Source organism: Corynebacterium sp. (assembly GCF_030532325.1).
In the GTDB taxonomy this organism is placed as follows: Bacteria; Actinomycetota; Actinomycetes; order Mycobacteriales; family Mycobacteriaceae; genus Corynebacterium.
Genome location: NZ_JAUNLS010000006.1, coordinates 97,831 through 121,404, shown reverse-complemented (window position 1 = coordinate 121,404; position 23,574 = coordinate 97,831). Strand labels below are relative to the sequence as shown.

The following is a 23,574-nucleotide window of genomic DNA, read 5'->3' as shown; positions in this document are numbered from 1 at the left end:
CCACCACGCACCCAGCAGGGGAACCGGAGACCCGGTTCCCCTAGACGTCGTGCCCAGGTAGGAAATGGGCACGGCCGATCGGAGGCAGAGCTGCCCAAGAAGTCACGCAGTGCGGCGCCTACTTGCGGTGGTGACCGCCGCGCCGGCGGGCGGCGTCGCGTTCGCTGCGGCGAGCGCGGACCCGCGCGGACTCCGAGGAGAAGCTGCCCGGTGCCTGTGCCGTGGGGAGCTGGCGCCATGTGAGTTGTTCCTGGCTGGGAACCACGAGGCGTGCTAGCTCGCTCGTCGAGGAGGCTCCTGCTTCAGACTCAGCGGGCGCAGAGCTGGTGACGGCCTGGGTCTCGGCGGGCGCCGGGGAGTCCGCCATGTGTGAAGGCGCCGGGACGCTGGATGTGGCAGTTGCGGGAGCGGAGCCGGTGGGTGCGGAGCCGGTGGGTGCAGGGTAGTCCACGAAGCGCGCGGCGGGGGAGGCGATGCTGCGCGTACCACTCGGGGCGGGGGCGGCCACGACGTCGCCGGCAAGTCCCGTCTCCCAGGTCTCGGAGGGCACCTCGACGGGCGGGATCGCCGGGGCGGGGGCCGGCACGCTCAGGCGCGGAACGGGCTCGGTGAAGACTGCGGGATCCTCAAACGTTGGCAGGTCTACCGCCACCCGGCCGTCCGCCGCATAGGCGCGCGCGACGACGCTCGCCCCACGGGACGCGGCCTGGGACAGCAGGGCGGAAAGCTGCGGGGCGATGCCCTCAGGCACCCGCACCTGCCCGAGGGCGAGGTCGGCGGTGGCGATGATGGCGTCGTCGAGAAGATGCAGGCTGACAAAAAGCTGTTCGGTGCCCATCGCCTCTACCTGGGCCTGGGTGAGCTCGCCGCTGGCGAGATCAACCGGCGCACCGACCCCGCCACGAAGCAGGACGCTTTCCTCCGGCATGTCATTGTGTGCCACCATCCATGGGCCGAGACCAAGAAGGACGGCGACGTCGAGGGAGCCTTCGGGAAGCATCTCCACGGTGGCCAACGTCACCGGCTGCACGCCGGAGCCGCGCAGGCGGGCCAGCTCCGGAAACTCGGCGGACTCCTCGGCGTCGAGATAGCCAATGAACCCCCAGTCGCTGCGCAGCCGCCAGCCCTCGCCGTGCGGCTCTACAGTGACGTCGAAGCTCAGCGGCTCCTCGCGCAGCCCCGGCAGCCGCAGCAGAGTGGAAAGCACCACGTGGTCCAACACCGTGACGTATTCGACTCCCATATGCTGGGTGGCCAGTGGGTAGCGTTGCACCAAAACACCTCCCTCAACGTCAGTGGCGCAGGGACTTCACCCCGGCGACCACCGCCAGGATGATCGCGCCGCACAGCAGGCCAAAGATCATCGAGGCCACCGTATCAGCCGTCCAGGCCAGCGCCCCGTTGGAAATGGCGGAGGTCATCTGCTCAATCCAGCCGTGTGGCTGGGCCACGCCGAACTCGTGGATGCCCTTGATGATGATGTGGCCGCCCACCCAGAGCATCGCGGCGGTGCCGATGACACCGATGGCGTTGAGCACCTTCGGCATGCCCTTGACCAGGGCGTTGCCCACGAAGGACGTGCCGTCGTGGCGCTCGAGCATGCGCAGGCCGATGTCGTCCATCTTCACTAGGAGCCCGACTGCGCCGTAAACACCCAGCGTGATGATGATGGCCACCACGACCAGCGTGGCCAGGCGCATCCAAAAGGACTGGTCCAGCACCTCGTTGAGGGAGATAACCATGATCTCCGCGGACAGGATGAGGTCGGTGGTGATGGCGGACTTGACCAGCTTGTCCTCAGCGGAGGCGTCCTTCTCCTCGACGGAGGCGGCGGCCTGCTCGTCCGCGGAATCCGGGTGGGAAAGTTTATGGTAGATCTTCTCCGCGCCCTCGAAACACAGGTAGGCGCCTCCCAGCATGAGAATCGGGGTCAGCGCCCACGGCGCGATCCACGAGAGCACCATGGCCACCGGCAGGATGATGATCAGCTTGTTAAACAGCGAGCCCTTGGTGATGCGCCAGATCATCGGCAGCTCGCGCGCTGGGGTGACACCGGAGACGTACTGCGGGGTCACCGCGGCGTCATCGACCACCACGCCGGCGGCTTTCACGGAGGTTTTGCCCGCGAGTGCGGCTACGTCATCCACGCTGGATGCTGCGGCTCGGGCGATGAGGGCGACGTCGTCAAGCAGGGCAAGTAGGCCACCGGCCATGGAGAATCCTTCGGGGTTATTCGGCTGGAACGAGCTCGACTTTATCAGCCCACGTGAGCTCGATGCCGCGTGAGCTCAGCCAGGCCATGGCGTCATCTCCGGCGCGGGTGATTCCCTCCACCGCGGTCAGGGTGCGCTCCATGGCGCGCTCGGCTTCCTCGGCGGTGATGAGGCGGGAGGAGGTGGCGGCGGCGAGCTCGTCGATGTCGAGCACCTCGATGGGCTCGCCCTTGGTGGCCACCAGATCGACGTAGAGGTCCCGGGTGGTCCACACCTCGCCCTCGACGGCGATGTCCGCAACGTCGAAGTAGAAGTCCTGGTGCGCCTCGACGCCCTCGCGGAAGTGGAAGATGCTGGCGCGCAGGCCCAGGGAGGGCAGCAGCCAGGACTCGAGGTAGCCAAAGCGCGGGTGGTTGGCGCCGCGGGCCATGTAGAGGCCGAAGTCCGTGACGCGGTAGGTGTCTACCTCGCGGCGGAAGCCCTTGGGGTCGATGTTGATGGCCGCGGGGACGTCAAAGGTTTCTTCCTTCACCGGGTGCATTTAGGGCACCTCCACAAAGGCGGCGGTCAGCGGGAAGGTGCAGGCGGATTCCGCGGTGTTGACGGTGCCGGAGAGCACGGCCACAACGGTGCCCTTGCCGGTCTGCGCGCGGCCGGAGACGGTGGTGGGGCCGTCGGGGTTGATGCCGTTGTTAACCAGCGGGGTCTCGCCGTGCTGGAAGGTGTTGAGGTTGAACCACTGCACCTTCATGGCGTCCTGGTGCTCGGCGGCCGGCGGGGTGCCCAGGGCGGTGAAGAGGAAGACGGTCTCGCCTTCGCCGGCGCCTGGGGCGGGGATCTGCGCGGGGCCGGGCACGGCGATGGCAGAGCCGAGGGCGTCACCCTGGCCGCCGATGCAGCGTGCGGAGACGGTGGGCCAGTAGAACTGGCGGAACGGGGGCTGATCCCCCTCTGGCAGGGCCACGCCCGGCTCGCCGCCTTGGCCTAGGCTGAAGGCCAGCCCGGAGAGGATGGCGGAGCGCAGGTCCTGCGGCATCCACGGCTGGTTAGCAAAGTCCCGAATTTTGGCCTCGGTCTCGGCGTTGGGGCGGCCGAGCTCGTCGAGGGGGTTCGAGGATTGCAGTGAGGACTGAAGCGAGGAGAGATCGGGGGCGTCGGCCTGTGCCGGGGTGACCGCCGCCAATCCGAGCACGGCGGCGGTGAGGGCCGCGGTGATTCCGGTGCTTGCGCGCAAGTGGCTCACTTCCTTGGGGTGGGGGACAGAGTCGCGGTAGGGCTCCGCGTCACATGTGTCACAATAGTAACTTTTGAAACAATATTCACTTTTCCTGGGTAGTCAACCCCACATCTGCTTACTAAGACAGTCGGCCGAAGATAACAAAACGTTACAAACCGCCAAAAATTACCCGGAACATCGCGTATCACACCTATCCGATGCTGCATCGATACAGGCGTGCGGGTATATTTAGTGGCCGTTCATCACGGCGGCTGCAGGCCGCGCCGACATAAATTCCTTTAAGGAGCACCCCACTAGTGACTAACACCGAGTTCCGCAACGTCGCCATCGTCGCACACGTTGACCACGGTAAGACCACCCTCGTCAACGGCATGCTGGAGCAGTCCGGCGCATTCGGTGACCACGGCGAGCACAGCGATCGCGTCATGGACTCCAATGATCAGGAGCGCGAGCGCGGCATCACCATTCTGGCCAAGAACACCGCTATCCACCGCAAGGGCCTGGGCAAGGAAGGCGCGGATCTCATTATTAACGTCATCGACACTCCTGGCCACGCCGACTTCGGCGGCGAGGTCGAGCGCGGCATCTCCATGGTCGACGGCGTGGTGCTGCTTGTCGACGCCTCCGAGGGCCCGCTCCCGCAGACCCGCTTCGTGCTCACTAAGGCCCTCGAGGCAAAGCTGCCGGTTATCATCTGTGTGAACAAGACCGACCGCCCCGATGCGCGCATCGACGAGGTCGTAGCCGAGTCCCAGGACCTCCTGCTGGAGATCGCCGCCGGACTGGAGGACCCGGAGGCGGCAGCCGCCGCCGAGGAGCTGCTGGATCTGCCGGTGCTCTACACCTCCGGCCGCGAGGGCAAGGCCTCCACCGAGAACCCGGGCAACGGCAATGTGCCCAACGCCGAGGATCTGCAGGCGCTCTTCGACGTCATCTACGAAGTACTGCCGGAGCCCTCCGCGAACATCGACGGCCCGCTGCAGGCCCACGTGACCAACCTGGACTCCTCCGACTTCCTGGGGCGCATCGCGCTGCTGCGCATCTACTCCGGCACCATCAAGAAGGGCCAGCAGGTGGCCTGGATGCACTACGACGAGGACGGCGAGATGCACGTCAAGAACGTCAAGGTGGCCGAGCTGCTGCGCACCGTCGGCTTCGAGCGCCAGCCGGATACCGAGGCGGTTGCCGGTGACATCGTGGCCATTTCCGGTATCTCCGACATCATGATCGGTGACACCATCGCTGACGTAGACAACCCGCAGCCGCTGCCGCGCATCAAGGTCGACGAACCCGCCATCTCCATGACCATCGGTGTCAACACCTCGCCCATGGCCGGCCAGGGCGGTGGCGACAAGCTCACCGCCCGCATGGTCAAGGCCCGCCTGGAGCAGGAGCTCATCGGCAACGTCTCCATCAAGGTGCTGCCCACCGAGCGCCCCGACGCCTGGGAGGTGCAGGGCCGCGGCGAGATGGCGCTGTCCGTGCTCATCGAGAACATGCGCCGCGAGGGCTTCGAGCTGACCGTGGGCAAGCCGCAGGTGGTTACCCAGGTCATCGACGGCAAGACCATGGAACCCTACGAGATGCTCACCGTCGACGTCCCCTCCGAGTTCCAGGGTGCCGTCACCCAGTTGCTGGCCACCCGCAAGGGCCAGATGCAGTCCATGGACGTGCGCGAGGGTGACTGGGTGCGCATGGTCTTCCGCATCCCGGCCCGCGGCCTCATCGGCTTCCGCACCCAGTTCCTTACCGAGACCCGCGGTACGGGCATCGCCAACTCCATCTCCGACGGCCTCGACGTGTGGGCCGGCGAGATCAAGGCCCGCCCCACCGGCTCCCTGGTGGCGGACCGTGCCGGCCAGATCACCGCCTACGCGCTGCAGCAGCTGGCGGACCGCGGTGACTTCTTTGTCGAGCCGGGCATGGAGGCCTACGAGGGCATGGTCGTCGGCGCCAACAACCGTGACGAGGACATCGACATCAACATCACCAAGGAAAAGAAGCTGACCAACATGCGCTCGGCTACCGCCGACGCCACCGTCACCCTGGCCAAGGCCCGCACCCTCTCCCTGGACGAGGCCCTGGAGTTCTGCGGCAACGACGAGTGCGTCGAGGTCGGCCCGAACGTCCTGCGCGTGCGCAAGGTGGAGCTTTCTGCTGTCGACCGCAAGCGCGCCGCCTCCCGCGCGAAGCAGCTCAACAAGTAAGTGGTCTCGTCCTGGCGCGCAGCCCTCGTGGCTGCCTCGTGCTTAGTTGGCGTGGTCACGCTCGGCGCGTGCCAGGCCAACCCGGGCCCGCCGCCGGTGGTGGAGGCGAAGCAGATGCAGAGCACGGAGGCATCGTCAAGCGCGACGAGCACCAAGCGCGCCCCGCAGGAGGAGGTGGAGGAGCCCGCCACCAAGCGCAGCACCGTCTCCGTGGGCGTGGATCCGCTGCGCGGGGGACTCAACCCGCACCTGGTGGCCAACAACTCCGAGCTGGTCAGCCAGATCGCGGAGCTCGTGCTGCCTTCGGCCTTCCACGGCGAGGAGATGGACACCGACGTCCTGGAATCCGCCGAGGAGGTCGAGGCTCCCTCCTCCGTGGCTATGCGCGTGCGCTACACCATTGCCTCCCCGGCGCAGTGGTCCGATGGCACGCCGATCAGCGGCTCGGACTTCTTCTACCTGTGGGACAAGATGACCACCACCCCGGGGGTCAACGACCCCGCGGGCTATAACGCGATCTCCTCGGTGCGTACCACCGGTAACGGGCGCGTGGTGACGGTGGACTTCTCCCGCCGGGTGGCCGATTGGCACCAGCTCTTCGCCCACCTCGTGCCCTCGCACCTGTTGCAGGATGTGCCTTTTACCAGCGCGCTGGCGGACGGGATTCCGGCCTCGGCGGGGCGCTACCTGGTGCGCAGCGTGGATCGCGGGCGCAACGTCATCACGCTCAACCGCAACGACCGTTTCTGGGGGCAGGACCCGGCGCTCATTGACGTCGTCCAGCTGCGGGGCATCCGCGATACCAACCAGGCGGTGAACATGCTGCGCTCGCGGCAGGTGGGCTTTGTGGATTTCACGCCCGAGCAGACCTCACTGGAGTACCTCGGGTTGCTCAGCAACGTCAACGCCGGCACGGTGACGAGGCCGCGCCAGCTGCGCCTGCACCTATCCACCTACGAGGGCGCGCTGCCGGAGCGGGAGCAGCGCCGCGGCTTGGCCTCGCTTATCGACACCGCGCAGATTGCCCGCCTGGCCACCGGCCGAGCCTCCGAGCTGCGCCCGGGGGATAACCCCGTCGCCGGCGAGGCGGGCCTGGCACCCTTGCGCGAGCGCGCCGGCGCCAAGCCGCTGCGCATCGGGGTGGATCCCACCAACCCCACCGCGCTGGCGGCGGCGAATGCCATCGTGGACGTGCTGCGCGCCCAGGCTATTGACGCCGAATTGGTCACCGAGCGGCTGACCACGATCACCAGCGATCTGCTGCCGCACGGTGAGATCGACGCGGTGGTGACCTGGGAGGACACCACGGTGGACGCGATTAGCATTGCCAATCACTACGTGTGCGCCAGCAGCTCGCGCTACGCGGGCGACGTCTCCGGCTTCTGCCCGGAGGATGCCGCGGCCACCCGCGATAAGATACTCTCCGGGCAGACCCCGGTGGAAGAAGCACTGCACGGCCTCGACGCGCTCAACCGCGAGGAGGTGCTCTACGTGCCGGTGTTGGATGAGACCCGCATCCACGCCCTGGGCCAGGGCATCGTGGGGCCGGGCCAGCGCATTGAGGACTGGGATTCCGGGCTGGTTAGCGCGCCGATGTGGAAGATTGATGAGGAGTAGAAGTGGCAGAGGAATTGACTGCGCCGGATGCGAGCACGCCGCGTGACTTAAGCGGATACCGAGTGGTGTGCGTCCACGCGCATCCCGACGACGAGGCCCTGTTTACCGGTGGCGCTATCGCCGATCTAGCAGCCCGCGGCGCCGAGGTCACTGTCATCACCGCGACGCTGGGCGAGGGCGGCGAGATCATCGGCGAGACCTACCAGGGCCTGGCCGAGGCCGACCAACTCGGCGGGTTCCGCGCCCGCGAGCTTGACTGCGCGCTGCGCACCTTGGGTGCGCGCGGCATCCAGTTGGGCGGCTTCGGACACTTTCGTGATTCCGGCATGGCCGGCTCGCCGGATCATGCCAACCCGCGTGCCCTGGTCAACCGGGTGGATGAGGCGGCCGCGCTGTTGCAGGAGCACTTCCTGCGGCTGCGCCCGCACGCCATCCTCACCTACGGGCCCGACGGCGGCTACGGCCACCCCGATCACATCGCGGTGCACCAGGCGGTGCATCAGGCGGCTGAGAAGTCCACCCGGATCTGGTGGGCCGTCTTCGAGCGCGCCGCGCACTACGCTGCCCTGGAGACCCTGGGCGCCCCGGCCGGCTGGAGCAAGCCCGATAAGGCTTACTTGGATAACTTCACCAACGAGGGCGCGGACGTGGTCTACCAGCTCACGCCCGCCGCGTGGGCCGCCAAGCGCGAGGCGATGGCCGCCCACGCCACCCAGATCTGGCTTGCCGACGGCCGCGTCACCCGCACCAACCCGGAGTCCGCCGTGGCCGCGCTGGCTGATCCCTCCCGTGCGCCTGGTGCCTACGCACTGTCTAACCGCCTGCTCATGCCGCTACTGCCGGCGGAGCACTACCAGCTGGGGCAGGGCAGCCCCGCCGCCAGCTTGCTAGGAGGGCTCTAAGTGAGCGAGCCAGTCATCCGCACGGACACCAGCCGCGGGGAGAAGATCGTCGGCCTGGTGTGGCTGAGCTTCGGCGCGGTTTTCTCCCTCATTCTCGAGGTGGTGTACCTGACCGCCTACCTGCCGTGGTGTGGTGGGGCGGCCATTCCTTTCCCCATCACCATCGTGGTGGCATGGTGGTTTAACTCTGTGCTCACGCGCACAGCGCGCCTGTGGAGTGAGAAAACCTACATCGCCGCCATCCCCGGCGTGGTGTGGCTGGTGGGCTTCTGTGTGTTTGCGCTGGCAGGCGCGGCCACGCACAGTCAGCTGCTGGCCAATAACGTGCTGGCGCTGCTCTTGCTCATCGCGGGCATCGTGGGTAGCGTTTCGCCATTTTTAAAGCAGTAGTGACATACTGTTAAGCATCAACAAACCGTGAAAACAGGAGACCCTATGACTTACACAATCGCGCAGCCGTGCGTGGATGTAATGGACCGTTCCTGCGTTGAAGAGTGCCCGGTCGATTGCATTTACGAGGGCAAGCGTTCCCTGTACATCCACCCCGACGAGTGCGTTGACTGTGGTGCCTGCGAGCCGGCCTGCCCGGTGGAGGCTATCTTCTACGAGGACGACGTCCCAGATGAGTGGCTGGATTACAACGATGCCAACGCCGCCTTCTTCGATGACCTTGGCTCACCCGGTGGAGCCGCCGCCCTGGGCCCCCAGGACTTCGACGCACCGATGATTGCTGCACTTCCGCCGCAGAACCAAGACTAGAATTATCGCCCGGACCTTGCTTCCCGCAGGGCCGGGCTTTTTCTCTCATATCCCTGACAAAGGAGCACTCCTATGGCACGCCAACCGCTTGGACATTTACTTCCGGACTTCCCGTGGAACTCCCTGGAGGGCGCCAAGAAGAAGGCGCAGGCCCACCCGGGCGGCATTGTGGATCTCTCCGTGGGTAACCCCATGGACCCGGTGGCCCCCGGCGTGCAGCTGGCCATGAGCACGGTGGCTGCCGAGCCCGGCTACCCCTCCACGGCGGGCACCCCGCAGTTGCAGGAGGCCATCCGCTCCTACATGGGCCGCAAGGTGGGGGTGGATGAGGCGTCGATCGGCGTGCTGCCGGTCATCGGGCTTAAGGAGTCCATCGCCTGGCTGCCCACGCTGCTGGGCGTGCGCGGGGAGACCGTGGTGATCCCCTCGGTGGCGTACCCCACCTACGAGGTCGGCGCGCTCATGGCTGGGGCCACCCCGGTGCGCGAGGATGATCCCGCTCAGTTCGGCGGCGCGACTCTGGCGTTTGTGAACTCCCCGTCGAATCCCACGGGCAAGGTGCTCGGCGTCGAGGAGCTGCGTGCCGTGGTGGCCTGGGCCCGGGAGAATGACGCCATCGTGGCCTCGGACGAGTGCTACCTCTCGCTGGCCTGGGAGGATGATAAGCGCCCTGTCTCCATCCTGGATCCGCGGGTGACCGACGGCGATAACACCGGCCTGATTGCCATGCATTCGCTGTCGAAGTCCCACAACATGGCCTCCTACCGCGCGGCCTTCTTCGCGGGCGATGAGAAGCTCATTGCTGAGCTGCTGGAGCTGCGTAAGCACGCCGGGCTCATCGTCCCCGGCCCCATCCAGGCGGCCATGGTGGAAGCTCTTGGCGACGACCCCTCGGAGGCCCTCCAGGTGGGCCGCTACGCCGCGCGGCGCGCCAAGCTGGTGCGCGCGCTGGTGGAGGCCGGTTTTAGCATCGAGCATTCCGAGGCGGGCATGTACCTGTGGGCCACCCGCGGTGAGGATTGCCGCACCACCGTGGACTGGCTGGCCGAGCGCGGCATCCTGGTAGCCCCCGGCGATTTCTACGGCCCCTCCGGCCAGACGTACGTGCGCGTGGGGCTCAACGGCAGCGACGAGCGCGTGGACGCTGCCGTCGAGCGCCTCGCCGCCGAGCGCCCATCTGCTGGGAACTCAGGCACCAAAAACTCAGGCACTGAAAACTAGGGAGCGGCGTCGAGCTTTCGCCCGCCGGCCCGCGAGGGTATTAGCGCGCGCAAGACCATGCTGCGCGACGTGGTTCCATACGGCACCGACTACTGGGCCGGGCAGGCGGGCGACTCGCCTTTTGCGCCGGGGGAGAGGCTCATTCCGGGCACCCGGCTGGCGCGGCCAACCCTGGCCTGGTTTTATCCGGAGGTTCCGCCGGAGCAGCCCATTCCTTTTGAGTACACGGTACTCTACGAGGACAGCGAGCTCATCGTGGTGGACAAGCCGCACTTTCTGCCCACCACCTCCAATGGGCGGATTGTGCGCGAGACTCTGCAGACCCGCCTGCGTGTGGATTATGGCGAGGAGGGCATCGTCCCGCTGCACCGCCTGGACAGGCTCACCGCCGGGGTGGTGGTGTGCTCGCGCAACCCGGCCACCCGCGGGAAGTATCAGCGGCTCTTTCAGGACCGCGGCCTGCGCAAGCACTACCGCGCGCGGGTGGCCGAGCCCTTCTTCTTCGAGGGCACCGTCGAGCTCGCCATGTATAAGCCGCGGGGTTCCAGACAGGTGCTTGTGTGTGAGAAGGGCACGCCCACCCAGGCAACATCCACTGAGACGTATGTGTGCGCCCACGGCAGGGAGGTGGAGCTGCAGCCGCGCACCGGGCACACCCATCAGCTGCGTGTGGTGCTCAACCACTTAGGTCATCCGATTCTGGGCGATGACACCTACCCGGCGGACCGGGGCCTGGACCTCTACGATTTTTCGCGCCCGCTGCAGCTGGTGCACGAGCGCATCGAGTTCACCGATCCCCTCAGCGGTGAACCCCGTGCGTTCTCCCTCGCATGGCCCTGATGAGGAGGCTAGTCCTCCAACCCGCGGTTGAGGCGCTTCTCGTCACGGTCGTGGCGCCAGCGCGCCACCAGCGGGGCAAGGATGACCACGGCGGCCGCGCCGATGATAGCGCCCACCGCCCCGCCCGAGGCGAAGTCACTGTCCACGGCCTCGCGGGAGCGGTAGAACATGCCCGCGAAGAGCGCGACGGCGGGGATGAGCATGAGGAGGATGCCGCTCCAGGAACGCAGCCGGGCCGGGGCAGGGATGTGCTTGCGCATCCAGCGGGAGGAGAATCCCTCCGCGATGGCCAGCGCCACCAGCGGGGCCAGCGCCCAGAAGGTCAGTGCGCCGGGTAGGGCCCAGGCGAGGACTGCGCTGGCGCAGTAGACGGTGAACATGGCGGTCACGTACCCGATGGCGTAGGTCTTGAGCAGGACCTCGTGCTCAAACTCGTCACGGGAGAAGCGATCGATTTCCTTCAATGTGTAGTCGGCGGCCAAGCCGCTGATGGAATGTGTTCCAGTGGAGTTAGCCATTGTTTTCTCCTGCTTCCTCTCCGAAGACTTCCTCTACGGTCTTGCCCAACTCGCGGCAGATAGCCAGTGCCAGGTAGACGGAGGGGGAGTAGTTTCCTTTTTCGATGTTAGCGATTGTTTGGCGGGAGACGCCGACCTTCTCAGCGAGCTCGCCCTGGGTGAGCTCCTTCCAGCGGCGCCATTTGCGGACCATCGTGGTGTGCTGCTCACCCACGGGCTCTCAGTCCAATCCTATAAGACATAATGTCAACCTCTCGTGCTGTTCTGCAATGCTTACATGTCACAATGTAAAAGAAACTTGGCACCATGTCAATGATGTGTCTCGTGCGCACAGCAGAAAACCCGCCTGCCGAGCGCAGGAAGGCGCAGGGCTCTGCAGGCGGGTGCTGGTGGCGCGGGCTTGAGGGATGTGCTGCGTTAGGGCTCTGCTGTGTTAGGGATGTGCGCCGGTGCGGGGAAGCGGCAGCGTGGAGGTCGGGGAGATGCCGCGCGCCTTAGCGTTGATGACGCCAGCCACAGCCAGCACGGCGAACATGGCGGCGGCGGAGAAGAGCTGGACGCGGGCGGAGGCGTCGGTAAGCATGAGCACAGCGATGGCCGCAAAGAGGGCTAGTGCGAACCACGTGAGGTAGGGGAAGGCCCACATGCGAATCGGCAGCGGGTGGATGGCCTCCAAGCGGCGGCGCAGGCGCAGCTGCGAGACCGCGATGAAGACCCACACGATGAGCAGCGAGGCGCCCGCGGCGTTGAGCATGAAGCTGAGCAGCCAGCCGGTGTCCGCGTAGTTGAGCACCACCATGACCACGGACAGCGCCACCGAGAGAGCAATGGCGTTGAAGGGCACGCCGCGGGCGTTGGTCTGGGCAAAAATGCGCGGGGCCTCGTGGCGCGCGGCCAGGGAGTGCATCATGCGCGAGGAGGCGTAGATCTGCGCGTTGAAGGCGGAGAGCAGCGCGAGCACGATGACCACCTCCATGAAGCCCGCAGCGCCGGGGATGCCGGCGCGGTCGAGCACCATGGTAAACGGGGACTCCGCCGCCGAGTTGGCCTGCCCAAGGGAGGAATAGGGCAGCAGGAAGGTGATGACCAGCACCGAGCCCAGATAGAACACCGAGATGCGGGTGATCGTGGTGCGCACGGCGTTGACCAGGGACTTCTGTGGGTCCTCGGACTCGGCGGCGGCGATGGCCACGACCTCGATGCCACCGAAGGCAAAGGCCACGGCGAGCAGGCCCGCGGCCACGCCGCCCAGGCCGTTGGGCATGAAGCCATCGCCTAAGAAGATCTCCGTGCCCACGAAGGGGTGGCCGGGCAGCAGCCCAAAGATGAGCAGCACACCGATGATGAGGAAGGCCACGATGACAGCCACCTTGATGAAGGCGAACCAATACTCGAACTCGCCAAAGAGCCGCACGCGCAGCAGGTTGATGGCGCCGAAGACCGCCACGCACACCGCCGCGGGAATCCACGGCGGGCAGTTGAACCAAGAACCGATGAAGCCAGCGGCGCCGGTGATCTCCGCGCCGAGCACGGCCACGGTGGCCAGCCAGTAAATCCAGCCCTGGGTAAAGCCCGCCCAACGGCCGATGCCGTGCTCCGCGTACTCGGAGAAGGAACCGGAGGCGGGGATGACGGTGCCCATCTCGCCGAGCATCTGCATGACGAGGATGGCCAAAAAGCCCGCCACCAGGTAGGCCAGCAGCACGGCGGGGCCGGCGGCGGCGATGCCCACACCCGTGCCCAGGAAGAGCCCGGCCCCGATGGTGGAGCCCAAGCCCATCATGGTCAGGTGGCGGACTTTGAGGCCGCTGCCGAGAGTTGAATTCGATGGTTGAGTCACAAAACTAGTGTATAACCGGCCAAAACGGCGAAAGTGGTTGGGGTAGCTTCCCCAACCACTTATCGTGTGTGCACAGCCGCGCTAGTTCTTGTGCAGGTCCTCGTTGAGGGCCACGGCCTCGGCCTTCCACTCCACGGCCTCCACGGCGCCGCTGACGGAGTTGCGCCGCAGCAACAGGCCGGAGGCGCCGGAGAGCTCGGAGCCCTTGACGGTGGCTCCCTCCTCGACGCCGAGGGCCTCGGCCACCTTGCCGAAGACCGCGATCTTGGTGCCGGCGGTGACGTAGAGGCCGGCTTCGACCACGGCGTCATCGCCAAGCGAAATACCCACGCCGGAGTTCGCGCCCAGCAGGCAGCGCTCACCGATGGAGATGACCTCCTTGCCGCCGCCGGAGAGGGTACCCATGATGGAGGCGCCGCCGCCGACGTCGGAGCCGTCACCGACCACCACGCCGGCGGAGATGCGGCCCTCGACCATGGAGGCGCCCAGGGTGCCGGCGTTGAAGTTGACGAAGCCCTCGTGCATCACCGTGGTGCCCTCAGCCAGGTGGGCGCCCAGGCGAACGCGGTCGGCATCACCGATGCGCACGCCGGAGGGGACCACGTAGTCCACCATGCGCGGGAACTTGTCCACGGAGTAAACCACCACCGGGCCGTGGGAGGCCAGGCGCCCGCGCACCATCTGGAAGTCGGAGACCGCGCAGGGGCCGTAGTTGGTCCACACCACGTTGGCCAGCAGGCGGAAGATGCCGTCCATGTTCAGGCCGTGCGGCTTGACCGCGCGGTGGGAGAGCAGGTGCAGGCGCAGGTAGGCGTCGTAGGTGTCCTGCGGGGCGTCGTCAAGATCCTTGATGGAGGTCTCCACCGCCACGCGAGCCACGCCGCGCTCCTCATCCGGACCGACCAGCGAGGCGAACTGCTGGGGAGTCTCCTCCAGGCGGACGGTGCCGGACTCGGAGACGGGCGCATCGGCGCCGACCTTGACTGCGGGGAACCAAACATCGAGCACGGTGCCGTCGTGAGTAATGGTGGCGAGGCCGCGTGCGGAAGCAGAAGTCATGAACCTAGAAACCTTGTATCGAAGCGTGAATCGTGACAAACCTAGAGCTTACAGTTCGGCCTTGTTCCGTGTGGCACCGCGGGAGGGAAGAAGGCGCGAGATCACAATGAGCGCGGCCGCCAGGATGAGCACGGCGATGACCTGGCTGCGCGCGGAGGCGTCGAAAAGCATAAGAACCAGCAGCACACCGATAACGCCCAGGGTGGCCCAGCCGACCACGGGGTAGCCCACCACGCGGATGGTGGTCAGCTCACCGCGTGCCTCCATAATGGGGTGAAGCTTGATGTAGGAGGCCACCACGAAGATCCAGATCACCAGCAGGCAGCCGCCCACCGCGTTGAAGAGGAAGGCCAAAAGCCCCGGCGGGTTCCAGAACTGTAGGCCCACGGAGATGAAGGCGAAAACCATGGACAGTGTCACGGCGTTGACCGGGGAGCCCTGCGCGTTCTTCTTGAGGAAGATGGCCGGGGCGGAGCCGTCCTTGGCCATGTCGTGTACCAGGCGCGAGGTGGCGTAGATCTGCGCGTTGAAGGCGGAGAGCAGGGCCAGGGCGATGATGGCCTCCATGAAGCCGGCCGCGCCCGGGATCTGGGCGGCGTCGAGCACCAGGGTGAAGGGTGACTCGGCGGCCACGTCGGCGTCCTTGATGGAGCTAAACGGCAGGGCCATGGTGATGACCAGGATGGCGCCGATGTAAAAGACCATGATGCGCACGATCACCGCGCGCACGGCGGTTGCTACGTTGTGTGCCGGATCCTCGGACTCGGCAGCGGCGATGGTCACCAGCTCGATGCCGCCGAAGGCGAAGGCCACGGCCAGCAGGCCGGCCGCGAAGCCGGAGATGCCGTTGGGCATGAAGTTCTCCGTGAAGTTGGTGCCGGCCCGGTTAAGGTCCATGCCCGGCAGCACGCCGAAGAGCATGAGCACGCCCACGCCGATGAAGGCCACGATGACGGCGACCTTGATGATGGCGAACCAGAACTCGAACTCGCCGAAGCCGCGCACCGCGGAGAAGTTGACCACCGCAAAGAAGGCCACGGCGATAAGCGCCGGGATCCACGGGGCGATGCCGAACCAGGAGGAAATGATGGCAGCTGCGCCGGTGATTTCCGCGCCCATGACCATCACCAGCATGAACCAGTACATCCAGCCCATGGTGAAGCGGGCCCAGTCGCCGAAGGCGTCGCCGGCGTAGGTGGAGAAGGAACCCAGTGAGGGGCGGGCGGCGGCCATCTCACCGAGCATCCACATGATGACGGCCACCAGCGCGCCGGCGATGGCGTAGGAGATGAGCACCGAGGTGCCGGAGATCTGGATGCCCAGACCAACACCGAGGAACAGTCCCGCGCCGACAGCAGAGCCGAGGCCCATCATCGTGAGGTGCCTGGTCTTGAGTTTCTGTGTGGCTTCTGCCATGTTTCCTGCCTTATGTGATTGTCGTCGATAGAATGCACGTTACTTTACACAATGCATAGTCCCGCCGGGGGCGCTAGCATGGCGCCTTGTGAACTTAGATCTCTTCGCCGACCCGATTGAACTGACCAAGGCTCTCGTTGACATTGAAAGCCCTTCCCATCACGAGGAGGAGATCGCCAGCGCCGTCGAGGCTGCGTTGCGCGCGCTACCTGGGGATATCCAGGTGGAGCGCTACGGCAATACGGTGTGTGCGCGCACCGATCGCGGACTGGGATCCCGCGTGGTTCTGGCCGGTCACTTAGACACCGTGCCGCTGGCGGATAACACCCCGCACCACATGGAGGGGGACATCATGTGGGGGTGCGGAACCGTGGATATGAAGTCCGGCATGGCTGTGTATCTTCATGCCTTCGCTGCACTTTATGCAGACCCGCAGCTGCGCCATGACCTTACCGTCATCGCCTACGAGGGCGAGGAAGTGGCCACCGAGTACAACGGCCTGGGCCACCTGCAGCGGGACCACCCCGAATGGCTGGCGGGCGATCTTGCCCTGTTGGGCGAGCCCTCCGGGGCCATGATCGAGGCAGGCTGCCAGGGCACGCTGCGCTACCGCGTCACCGCCCACGGCACCCGTGCCCACTCCGCGCGCGCCTGGCTGGGCTCCAACGCCGCCCACACCCTTGCCCCGGTGATGCAGCGTGTGGCGCAGTACAGCCCGCGCGAGGTCACCATCGACGGCTGTACCTATAAGGAAGGCATCAACATCGTCCACCTGGAAGCCGGGGTGGCCACCAATACCATCCCGGATGAGGCCTGGATGTTTGTCAACTTCCGCTTCGCCCCGGACCGCAGCCTCGAGGAGGCCCACGCCCACCTGCGCGAGGTGATCGGCGAGCACGAGAACGTCACCATCGAGGTGGATGACGCCGCCGGCGCCGCCCTGCCCGGGCTTGCTCAACCTGCGGCGCGTGCGCTTGTAGAAGCCGTCGGTGGCCGCGGCAGCGTCCGCGCCAAGTACGGCTGGACTGACGTCGCCCGCTTTTTCGAGATGGGCACCCCGGCCGTCAATTTCGGCCCGGGTGATCCCGGCTTCGCGCACAAGAAGGACGAGCAGGTGCCCGTGGCCCAGATCACCGAGGTCTCCCAGGCGCTGCTGAGCTACCTCACCGCATAAACTTTCCCCAACCCAGAAGGACTCTGAAGAGAATGACCCCCGATCACCTGCGCACCCTGCGCGGCCCCATGCTGCTGCGCAGTGAAGGCACCCAAGCCTCCACTTTTGACCAGCGCCTGCTGGAATCCGGCGCCGACCACGACTGGATGCACGCGGATCCCTGGCGTGTTCTGCGCATTCAGGGCGAGTTCGTTGCCGGATTCGACGCCTTGTCCAACCTGCCCAAGGCCGTCACGGTCTTCGGCTCCGCGCGTAGCACCGAGGATTCGGAGGCCTACAAGCTCGGCGTGCGGGTGGGCGAGGCCCTGGCCAAGGCCGACTACGCCGTTATCACCGGCGGCGGCCCGGGGCTCATGGAGGCGGCCAACCGCGGCGCGCACGAGGCCGAGGGGCTCTCCGTGGGCCTGGGCATCGAGCTGCCGCACGAGCAGGGGATGAACCCCTACGTGGACCTGGGCGTGAACTTCCGCTACTTCTTTGCCCGCAAGACCATGTTCCTCAAGTACTCCCAGGCCTTCATTTGCCTGCCCGGCGGCATGGGCACCATGGACGAGTTTTTCGAGGTGCTGTGCATGGTGCAGACCGGCAAGGTGACCAACTATCCCATCGTGCTGCTGGGCAGCGAGTACTGGTCCGGCCTGGTGGGCTGGCTGCGCGATACCCTGGCCGCCGGCGGGTACATTAACCAGGAGGACATGGATCTCTTCCTCGTCACCGATGACGTGGACGAGGCCATCGAGCACATTGTGGAATGCCACAAGGTGATGAGCGATAAGCGCATCGGAGCCAACAAGAAACGCAGGAGCGCCACCCAAAAATAATGAAGAACACCGTGCCCAGCGCCCCCGTGCCTGGCCTCGCCCGGGTCATGGCGATCATCAACCGCACCCCGGATTCCTTCTACGACCACGGCAAGACCTGGCAGCTTGATCCGGCGCTCGCCCGGGCCGAGGAGGTCATCGCCGCCGGCGCGCAGATCCTCGACATCGGCGGGGTCAAGGCCGGGCCCGGCGAGGCCGTCGACGCCCAAGAGGAAATCGAGCGGGTAGTGCCCACCATCGCCGAGATCCACCGCCGCCACCCCGAGGTGCTCATCTCCGTGGACACCTGGCGCGCCGAGGTGGCCGAGGAAGCCATCCGCGCCGGGGCCGGGCTGGTCAACGACACCTGGGCTGGCTGGGATCCGGAGCTCATCGAGGTGGCCGGCCAGCACAAGGTGGGCTACGTCTGCTCGCACACCGGCGGCATCACCCCGCGCACCCGCCCGCACCGCGTGCACTTTGACGACGTCGTCGCCGACGTCATCCGCGAGACCACCGCCCTGGCCGAGCGCGCCGCTGCGCTGGGCTGCCCGGAGGAGCTCACCTTCATCGATCCCACCCACGACTTTGGCAAGAACACCTTCCACGGCCTGGAGCTGCTGCGCCGCGTGGACGAGCTGGTGGCCACCGGCTGGCCGGTGCTCATGGCGCTGTCTAACAAGGACTTCGTGGGCGAGACCGTAGACCGCCCGGTGGGCGAGCGCGTGGCCGGCACACTGGCGGCCACCGCCTGGGCCGCCGCCCGCGGGGTCGCCGCCTTCCGCGTGCACGAGGTGGCAGAGACCATCGACGTCATCCGCATGACCGCTGCCATCCAGGGCACCGCCGAACCCCTGGCCACCACCCGGGGGCTGGCCTGATGGCTAACGCATCCCGGGCTAGCGTCATCATTCCTGCGCTCAACGAGGAAGCCACCATCGCCGAGGTAGTCCGCGCCTGCCTGGCCGATGGCCCACTGGAGCTGCTCGTCATCGACGCCGACTCCACTGACGCCACCGCCGAGCGCGCCCGCGCCGCCGGTGCGCGCGTGATCAACTGGCGCGAGGCCCACCCCAGCCCGCCGCGTCCCGGTAAGGGCGAATCCCTGTGGCGCGGGGTGGGCATTGCCCGCGGGGAGTACGTGGTCTTCATCGACGCCGACCTCACCTCCGCGCGCCCGGGCATGGTCTCGGTACTCTGCGCCCCGCTGGAGGATCCGTCCATCCACATGGTTAAGGCCACCTACCGGCGCACCTTCAACGGCCAGCCCACCGGCGGCGGTCGAGTGACCGAGCTGACCGCCAAGCCGCTGCTGCGCCTGCTCTTCCCGGAGCTGGCCGGGGTGAGCCAGCCGCTGGGAGGGGAGTACGCCCTGCGCACCTCCACCGCGCGCCGCCTGCCCTTCGTTGAGGGCTACGGGGTGGAGGCCGGGCTGCTTGTCGACGTCGCCCAGCGCCACGGTGCCGCCGCCATCGCCGAGGTGGACCTCGGCATCCGCGCCCACCGCAACCGCCCGCTGGAGGAACTGGCCCCCATGGCGGAGACCGTGGCGCGCACGCTGCTCTCGCGCGCCGGAATCGACGGCGCAGTTGCCCACCGCGCAGCGCACGACGCTACTATTTAAGCCATGCTTTCGTGGATTGTGCTCATCGTTGTTCTCGCCGCCCTGGTTGTTTTGGGCACCTGGCTAAGCGGGAGGCTTTTTGGGCGGACAACGGTGATGGAAAAGCCCGATGAAGCGCGTAATCTCATGGAGGATAACCGCGCGGCCCTGGAGGCTGGCCATTGGGAGAAGATCCGCTTTGACGTGGTCACCCGCGGTTACCGCCAGGATCAGGTTGATGACCTCCTGACGGCGCTGGAGGAGCGCCTGCGGGCCGAGTCCGCTCGTGACTAGTGAAAAACGCGTAGAGTGGTTGGAAGTACCCAACAATTGAAATGCTTGTTTAAGGAGCGGATGCGTAATGGCAGCAATGAAGCCTCGCACTACGGGTGGCCCGATGGAGGCCGTGGAAGAGTCGCGCAAGATTGTGATGCGGATCCCCTCCGACGGTGGCGGCAGGATCGTCGTGGAGCTCAGCAAGGAAGAAGCAGCTGAGCTGGGCTCGCTGCTGGTAGAGGTTTCCAGCTAATACTCCCGGCTAATTTTCCCGGCTAATTTTCTTTGTGTTGAAGAAGTTTCCAGCCTCGTGTTTTAACGCTAGGCTGGATTCATGCTTTCACACATCATTGATGTTTTGGCCGATCCGAATGACGGCACCGCCCTGCACGGGGAAGATGATTTCAGCCGTTTGGTCTCGGAATCCGGCCATTCTTTTGATGTAGCCAAGCAGGGCTATGTCACCCTCGCCGCCGGCGCTGGCCTCAAGCACAAGGGCGACGATAGCGCGATGGTCGCCGCCCGCGAGACCTTCCTCTCACTGGGCCACTTCGCGCCTTTTGTGGAGGCAGTCACCGCTGCCGTGTTCGACGCCCTCGATGCCGCCGAGGTCCCCGAGGATCACCACCCGGCCCTGCTGGAAGTGGGAGCTGGTACCGGCTACTACCTGGCGCACACCCTCGATTCCATCGCCGAGGCCCGCGGCGTGGGCCTGGATATTTCCCCGCACGCCGCCAAACACCTGGCCAAGTGCCACCCGCGCGTGGGCGCGGTGGTGGCCGACGTCTGGGAACGGCTGCCCCTCCGCGACGAGTCCATCGACGCCATCTCTGTGATCTTCGCCCCGCGCAACTCGGCGGAGTTCCAGCGCGTGCTGCGCCCGGGCGGTGAGGTCATCGTGCTCACCCCGGATACGGGCCACCTCGACGAGCTGCGCGAGCCGCTGGGCATCCTGGGAGTGGAGGAAGGAAAGATCGATCGCCTCTACGAGCAGGCGGAGGGCTTCCTCGAGCAGGCGGCCGAGCCGGTGGAGCTGAGCTTCCCCATCACCCTGGACCGTTCGTCCATCGCCGCCCAGGTGGGCATGAGCCCCTCGGCGCGCCACATCGAGACTGCGGAGCTGGAGAAGCGGATGGCGGCGCTGCCGGAGACCATGACCGTCACCGCCCGCGCCCGCCTGGACCGCCTGCGCGCGCTCTAGTGCAGCGCCAGAACAGCTCTAGTGCAGCGCCTCTATAGCTCTAGAACTTAGAGCCCTTGCGCTCATAGAACTGCTCCACCTCGGCGCCGCCCTCGGTGGCGACCTCGATGCCGGAGCAGTAGCCGTCGAAGTAGACGCGCGAAGCCATGGCGGCCTGGCCGCCGTCGGCAAAGACCTCCACGGTGTTGCCGTCCACCACCACGGTCAGTGCGTCGGTGTCATCCTCCACCAGCGGGGCCACCGCCGGCTGGGACTCGCCGAAGGTCGCGCTCATGGAGCGATCCAGCGTGAGCTTGTCCGCAGCGTGGGTGACCACGGCGGCGGGCTTGCCGTGGGCGTCGAGAAGCGTCAGCGCCACCGAGCCGCCGGCTGGCACGTTCATGATGCCCGTCCAGGAGCGGGCGCGATCCGTGGCGAGGATGGCGTCCTGCAGCCCCGGCGGGGGAGTCATGTAGAGCTTCCCGCCCTGCAGCGTGATGTGGCGCGGCAACGCCAGGGAGTTGGCCCAGCCCTCCTCCTTAAAGGCCAGTTGCTGGGTGGGATCGTCGGCGCGTCCAGCGCCGTTGAGCAGGCCGAAGATGATGGCTTCGTCGTAGCGCTTGCCCTGGGCAACGGTGCCCGTGGTGAAGTTGGTGTTGCGCGGGCGGGAGAAATCGTGGCCGAAGTCGATGCGCTGGAAGCCGGAGACGATGCTAAAAGTGGTGCCCTCCAGGCGGCCTACCAAGTAGCCGGAGACATCGCGGTGATCGCGCTCGAGGGTGACCAGGAGGACATCGTAAATCTTGCCGTCAATCTCATCGCGCAGGCGCACCACGCGCGGGGAGACCACCGGGGGAAGCGGGGAGGTGGAGGGGACCTCGCTCTCGTTGAAGCCGGCGTCACCATCCAAGGTCAGCGGGCCCTTGAAGGTCCAGGAGACCCCGTCGGGGCTTTCCAGGATCACCGGCTTCGGGGCGTCGGAGTGCCCGGTTAGCGCCAGCATGAGCCAGCCCTCGTGGCCCTCGTCGCGGTCATCCGAGGCCCAGTTGGGCACCACCGAGGGGGAGCGGAAGCGGGTGTAGTTGGTGATGGAGCCGGCCACCTCGCCGTAGCGAGTGACGTGCGGATCCAGCGCCAGCTTGTCCTCGGACAGCACGCAGGGATCGGTGAAGTCGCTGAAGCGGGCCAGGTGAACCGCGGTGTCGGTGGAGGTCACCGAGGTGAAGTAGAGGTTGATGGAGCCCTCCTCGGCGGTGACAGAACCCGCGCGCAGGGAGAGTTCGCCGCCGGCCGGGGCCAGGACGTCATCGCACTCCATCCACTCGAAGGGGGTTTCCTCGGAGGTGGTGTGGCCCCAGCGGGTGGGCGCGCCCTTGTCCTGGCGGTACTGGTAGAACAGGTGCCAGGTGGTGCCGTCGAGCAACACGCCCGCGGGGGCTTCGAGGATGCCGGATTCCAGGGAGAGGTGCAGTTCTGGCTGGTGGGAAGTCACGGTGCTCCTTACTTGATCAGTGAGCGGTAGATGTCAACGGTCTGCTGCGCGATGGTGGCCCAGGAGAAGTGCTCCACCGCGCGGGTGCGCCCAGCCTCGCCGAAGGCGGCGGCGCGCTGCTTATCGGCGGCCACCTGGTTGACGGCGGCAGCGATGTCGGCCTCGAAGGTGGCGGGATCGGATTCGTCATAGTTGACCAGGATGCCGGTTTCGCCGTCGACGACGACCTCCGGAATGCCACCCACGTTGGAGGCCACCACGGCGGTGCCGCAGGCCATGGCCTCGAGGTTGACGATGCCCAAAGGCTCATAAATGGAGGGGCAGACAAAGACGTCCGCACCGGAGTAGACCTCCTGGATCAGCTCGCGCGAGAGCATGTCCTGCACCCAGTAGACGCCATCGCGGGTGGCCTGCAGCTCTTCTACCAAAGCCTTGGTCTCCGCGGCGATCTCCGGGGTATCGGGGGCGCCGGCACAAAGGACGAGCTGGATATCCTCATCGAACTGCGCTGCGGCCTTGAGCAGGTGTTTCACGCCCTTCTGGCGGGTGATACGCCCCACGAAGGCGACGATGGGGCGCTGCTTGTCCACGCCCAAGGTGTCCAGGTAATCCGCCTGGCGCGGGTACCACATCTCGGTGTCGATGCCGTTGAGCACCACGTGGACCTTGTCGGCGTCGATGCGTGGGTAGGCGTCCAGGATGGACTCCTTCATGCCGGCGGAGACCGCGATGACGGCGTCGGCGTACTCCATGGCGTTCTTCTCCGACCACGAGGAGACCTCGTAGCCGCCGCCGAGCTGCTCGCGCTTCCACGGGCGGTGCGGCTCCAGCGAGTGGGCGGTCACCACGTGGGGAATACCGTAGAAGCGTGCGGCGAGGTGGCCGCCCAGCCCGGAGTACCAGGTATGGGAGTGAGCGACGTCGATGTCGCTGGCGGCGTTGGCCATGCGCAGGCCCGTCGACAGCGTCTGGATGGCCGGGTTGGCCTGGGCCAGTTCTGGGTCGACGCCGTGGACAAAGACGTCTTTTTCTTCGCGAGGGGAACCGGTGCAGTGAACGGAGACATCGATGATCTCGCGCATGAAGCGGGTGAGTTCGGCCACGTGCACACCGGCACCGCCGTAAATTTCTGGGGGATATTCTTTGGAAAAAATTCCAGCTCTCATACCCACCTAGAATACGGAAGCTTGCAGGCCCGTGCAGAAATCCGCGGCGGGGGT

25 protein-coding genes are annotated in these 23,574 nt (G+C 66.4%); 14 read left to right on the top strand and 11 right to left on the bottom strand.

The features are described 5' to 3' along the window. Positions 1-118 precede the first annotated feature (118 nt). From Q4E25_RS05290 to Q4E25_RS05275, 4 genes are read right to left on the bottom strand one after another with little or no spacing between them, the layout of a single operon-like run. Positions 119-1,273, bottom strand: a complete 1,155-nt coding sequence (locus Q4E25_RS05290) for a hypothetical protein (RefSeq protein WP_303154816.1) — start codon at positions 1,271-1,273, stop codon at positions 119-121. Positions 1,274-1,292: 19 nt separating this feature from the next. Continuing rightward, positions 1,293-2,213, bottom strand: coding sequence for a DUF808 domain-containing protein (locus Q4E25_RS05285; protein WP_303154815.1), 921 nt, complete (start codon positions 2,211-2,213; stop codon positions 1,293-1,295). Positions 2,214-2,229: 16 nt separating this feature from the next. Then, positions 2,230-2,754 carry a DUF402 domain-containing protein gene (locus Q4E25_RS05280; RefSeq protein ID WP_303154812.1) on the bottom strand — a complete coding sequence of 175 codons (525 nt, stop codon included), beginning with the start codon at positions 2,752-2,754 and terminating at the stop codon, positions 2,230-2,232. After that, positions 2,755-3,447 carry a hypothetical protein gene (locus tag Q4E25_RS05275; RefSeq protein WP_303154809.1) on the bottom strand — a complete coding sequence of 231 codons (693 nt, stop codon included), beginning with the start codon at positions 3,445-3,447 and terminating at the stop codon, positions 2,755-2,757. It abuts the gene before it with no gap. A gap of 299 nt (positions 3,448-3,746) precedes the next feature. Here Q4E25_RS05275 and typA point away from each other — a divergent pair, with 299 nt between their 5' ends. The 7 genes from typA to Q4E25_RS05240 all read left to right on the top strand — a co-directional run bounded on the left by typA (position 3,747) and on the right by Q4E25_RS05240 (position 10,996). Further along, the gene (typA, locus tag Q4E25_RS05270; protein ID WP_303154807.1) at positions 3,747-5,657 is read left to right on the top strand and encodes a translational GTPase TypA; all 1,911 of its coding nucleotides are present in this window, start codon (positions 3,747-3,749) and stop codon (positions 5,655-5,657) included. Next, the gene (locus Q4E25_RS05265; protein ID WP_303154804.1) at positions 5,658-7,274 is read left to right on the top strand and encodes an ABC transporter family substrate-binding protein; all 1,617 of its coding nucleotides are present in this window, start codon (positions 5,658-5,660) and stop codon (positions 7,272-7,274) included. It abuts the gene before it with no gap. Positions 7,275-7,276: 2 nt separating this feature from the next. Continuing rightward, positions 7,277-8,176 (top strand): PIG-L family deacetylase, encoded by a 900-nt coding sequence (locus tag Q4E25_RS05260; RefSeq protein ID WP_303154802.1) that lies wholly within the window; start codon positions 7,277-7,279, stop codon positions 8,174-8,176. Further along, entirely contained in the window at positions 8,177-8,566 is a 390-nt protein-coding gene (locus tag Q4E25_RS05255; protein ID WP_303154800.1) for a hypothetical protein, read from the top strand. A 45-nt stretch (positions 8,567-8,611) separates the two neighbouring features. Beyond that, entirely contained in the window at positions 8,612-8,935 is a 324-nt protein-coding gene (fdxA, locus tag Q4E25_RS05250; protein ID WP_303154799.1) for a ferredoxin, read from the top strand. Between the two features lie 72 nt (positions 8,936-9,007). Continuing rightward, complete coding sequence (gene dapC, locus Q4E25_RS05245) at positions 9,008-10,156, top strand: succinyldiaminopimelate transaminase (protein ID WP_303154797.1); 1,149 nt, start codon at positions 9,008-9,010, stop codon at positions 10,154-10,156. A 57-nt stretch (positions 10,157-10,213) separates the two neighbouring features. Next, positions 10,214-10,996, top strand: a complete 783-nt coding sequence (locus tag Q4E25_RS05240; RefSeq protein ID WP_303154796.1) for a pseudouridine synthase — start codon at positions 10,214-10,216, stop codon at positions 10,994-10,996. 8 nt (positions 10,997-11,004) lie between these two features. Here Q4E25_RS05240 and Q4E25_RS05235 read toward each other — a convergent pair whose 3' ends face one another. The 5 genes from Q4E25_RS05235 to Q4E25_RS05215 form a co-directional block, all read right to left on the bottom strand. Then, the gene (locus Q4E25_RS05235) at positions 11,005-11,514 is read right to left on the bottom strand and encodes a transcriptional regulator (protein ID WP_303154793.1); all 510 of its coding nucleotides are present in this window, start codon (positions 11,512-11,514) and stop codon (positions 11,005-11,007) included. Next, positions 11,507-11,707 carry a helix-turn-helix transcriptional regulator gene (locus Q4E25_RS05230; protein ID WP_303154831.1) on the bottom strand — a complete coding sequence of 67 codons (201 nt, stop codon included), beginning with the start codon at positions 11,705-11,707 and terminating at the stop codon, positions 11,507-11,509. Before Q4E25_RS05230 ends, Q4E25_RS05235 begins: the two co-directional genes overlap by 8 nt. A gap of 240 nt (positions 11,708-11,947) precedes the next feature. Continuing rightward, entirely contained in the window at positions 11,948-13,354 is a 1,407-nt protein-coding gene (locus Q4E25_RS05225) for an amino acid permease (protein WP_303154791.1), read from the bottom strand. A gap of 81 nt (positions 13,355-13,435) precedes the next feature. Continuing rightward, complete coding sequence (dapD, locus tag Q4E25_RS05220) at positions 13,436-14,413, bottom strand: 2,3,4,5-tetrahydropyridine-2,6-dicarboxylate N-succinyltransferase (RefSeq protein WP_303154790.1); 978 nt, start codon at positions 14,411-14,413, stop codon at positions 13,436-13,438. 48 nt (positions 14,414-14,461) lie between these two features. Then, a complete protein-coding gene (locus Q4E25_RS05215) occupies positions 14,462-15,829 on the bottom strand; it encodes an amino acid permease (protein WP_303154788.1) in 1,368 nt (455 codons plus the stop codon). A gap of 88 nt (positions 15,830-15,917) precedes the next feature. On the opposite strand from Q4E25_RS05215, the gene dapE reads away from it, so the two are divergent. The 7 genes from dapE (at position 15,918) to Q4E25_RS05180 (ending at position 20,883) form a co-directional block, all read left to right on the top strand. Continuing rightward, positions 15,918-17,003, top strand: a complete 1,086-nt coding sequence (gene dapE, locus Q4E25_RS05210) for a succinyl-diaminopimelate desuccinylase (RefSeq protein WP_303154786.1) — start codon at positions 15,918-15,920, stop codon at positions 17,001-17,003. Positions 17,004-17,035: 32 nt separating this feature from the next. Then, on the top strand, positions 17,036-17,824 hold the full coding sequence (locus Q4E25_RS05205; protein ID WP_303154784.1) for a TIGR00730 family Rossman fold protein: 789 nt from the start codon (positions 17,036-17,038) through the stop codon (positions 17,822-17,824). Between the two features lie 47 nt (positions 17,825-17,871). Then, positions 17,872-18,684 (top strand): dihydropteroate synthase, encoded by an 813-nt coding sequence (gene folP, locus Q4E25_RS05200; RefSeq protein ID WP_303154829.1) that lies wholly within the window; start codon positions 17,872-17,874, stop codon positions 18,682-18,684. Further along, positions 18,684-19,427, top strand: a complete 744-nt coding sequence (locus Q4E25_RS05195; RefSeq protein WP_303154781.1) for a glucosyl-3-phosphoglycerate synthase — start codon at positions 18,684-18,686, stop codon at positions 19,425-19,427. The genes folP and Q4E25_RS05195 overlap by 1 nt, the downstream gene beginning before the upstream one ends. 3 nt (positions 19,428-19,430) lie before the next feature. Next, positions 19,431-19,700, top strand: coding sequence for a DivIVA domain-containing protein (locus Q4E25_RS05190; RefSeq protein ID WP_303154779.1), 270 nt, complete (start codon positions 19,431-19,433; stop codon positions 19,698-19,700). A gap of 67 nt (positions 19,701-19,767) precedes the next feature. After that, entirely contained in the window at positions 19,768-19,935 is a 168-nt protein-coding gene (locus tag Q4E25_RS05185) for a DUF3117 domain-containing protein (protein WP_303154777.1), read from the top strand. Positions 19,936-20,016: 81 nt separating this feature from the next. Beyond that, positions 20,017-20,883, top strand: a complete 867-nt coding sequence (locus Q4E25_RS05180) for a methyltransferase domain-containing protein (RefSeq protein ID WP_303154776.1) — start codon at positions 20,017-20,019, stop codon at positions 20,881-20,883. 40 nt (positions 20,884-20,923) lie between these two features. On the opposite strand, the gene Q4E25_RS05175 is transcribed toward Q4E25_RS05180, so the two are convergent. After that, the gene (locus Q4E25_RS05175; RefSeq protein WP_303154774.1) at positions 20,924-22,354 is read right to left on the bottom strand and encodes a GH32 C-terminal domain-containing protein; all 1,431 of its coding nucleotides are present in this window, start codon (positions 22,352-22,354) and stop codon (positions 20,924-20,926) included. 8 nt (positions 22,355-22,362) lie between these two features. Next, positions 22,363-23,520, bottom strand: a complete 1,158-nt coding sequence (gene glgA, locus Q4E25_RS05170) for a glycogen synthase (protein ID WP_303154772.1) — start codon at positions 23,518-23,520, stop codon at positions 22,363-22,365. Positions 23,521-23,574: the final 54 nt, after the last annotated feature.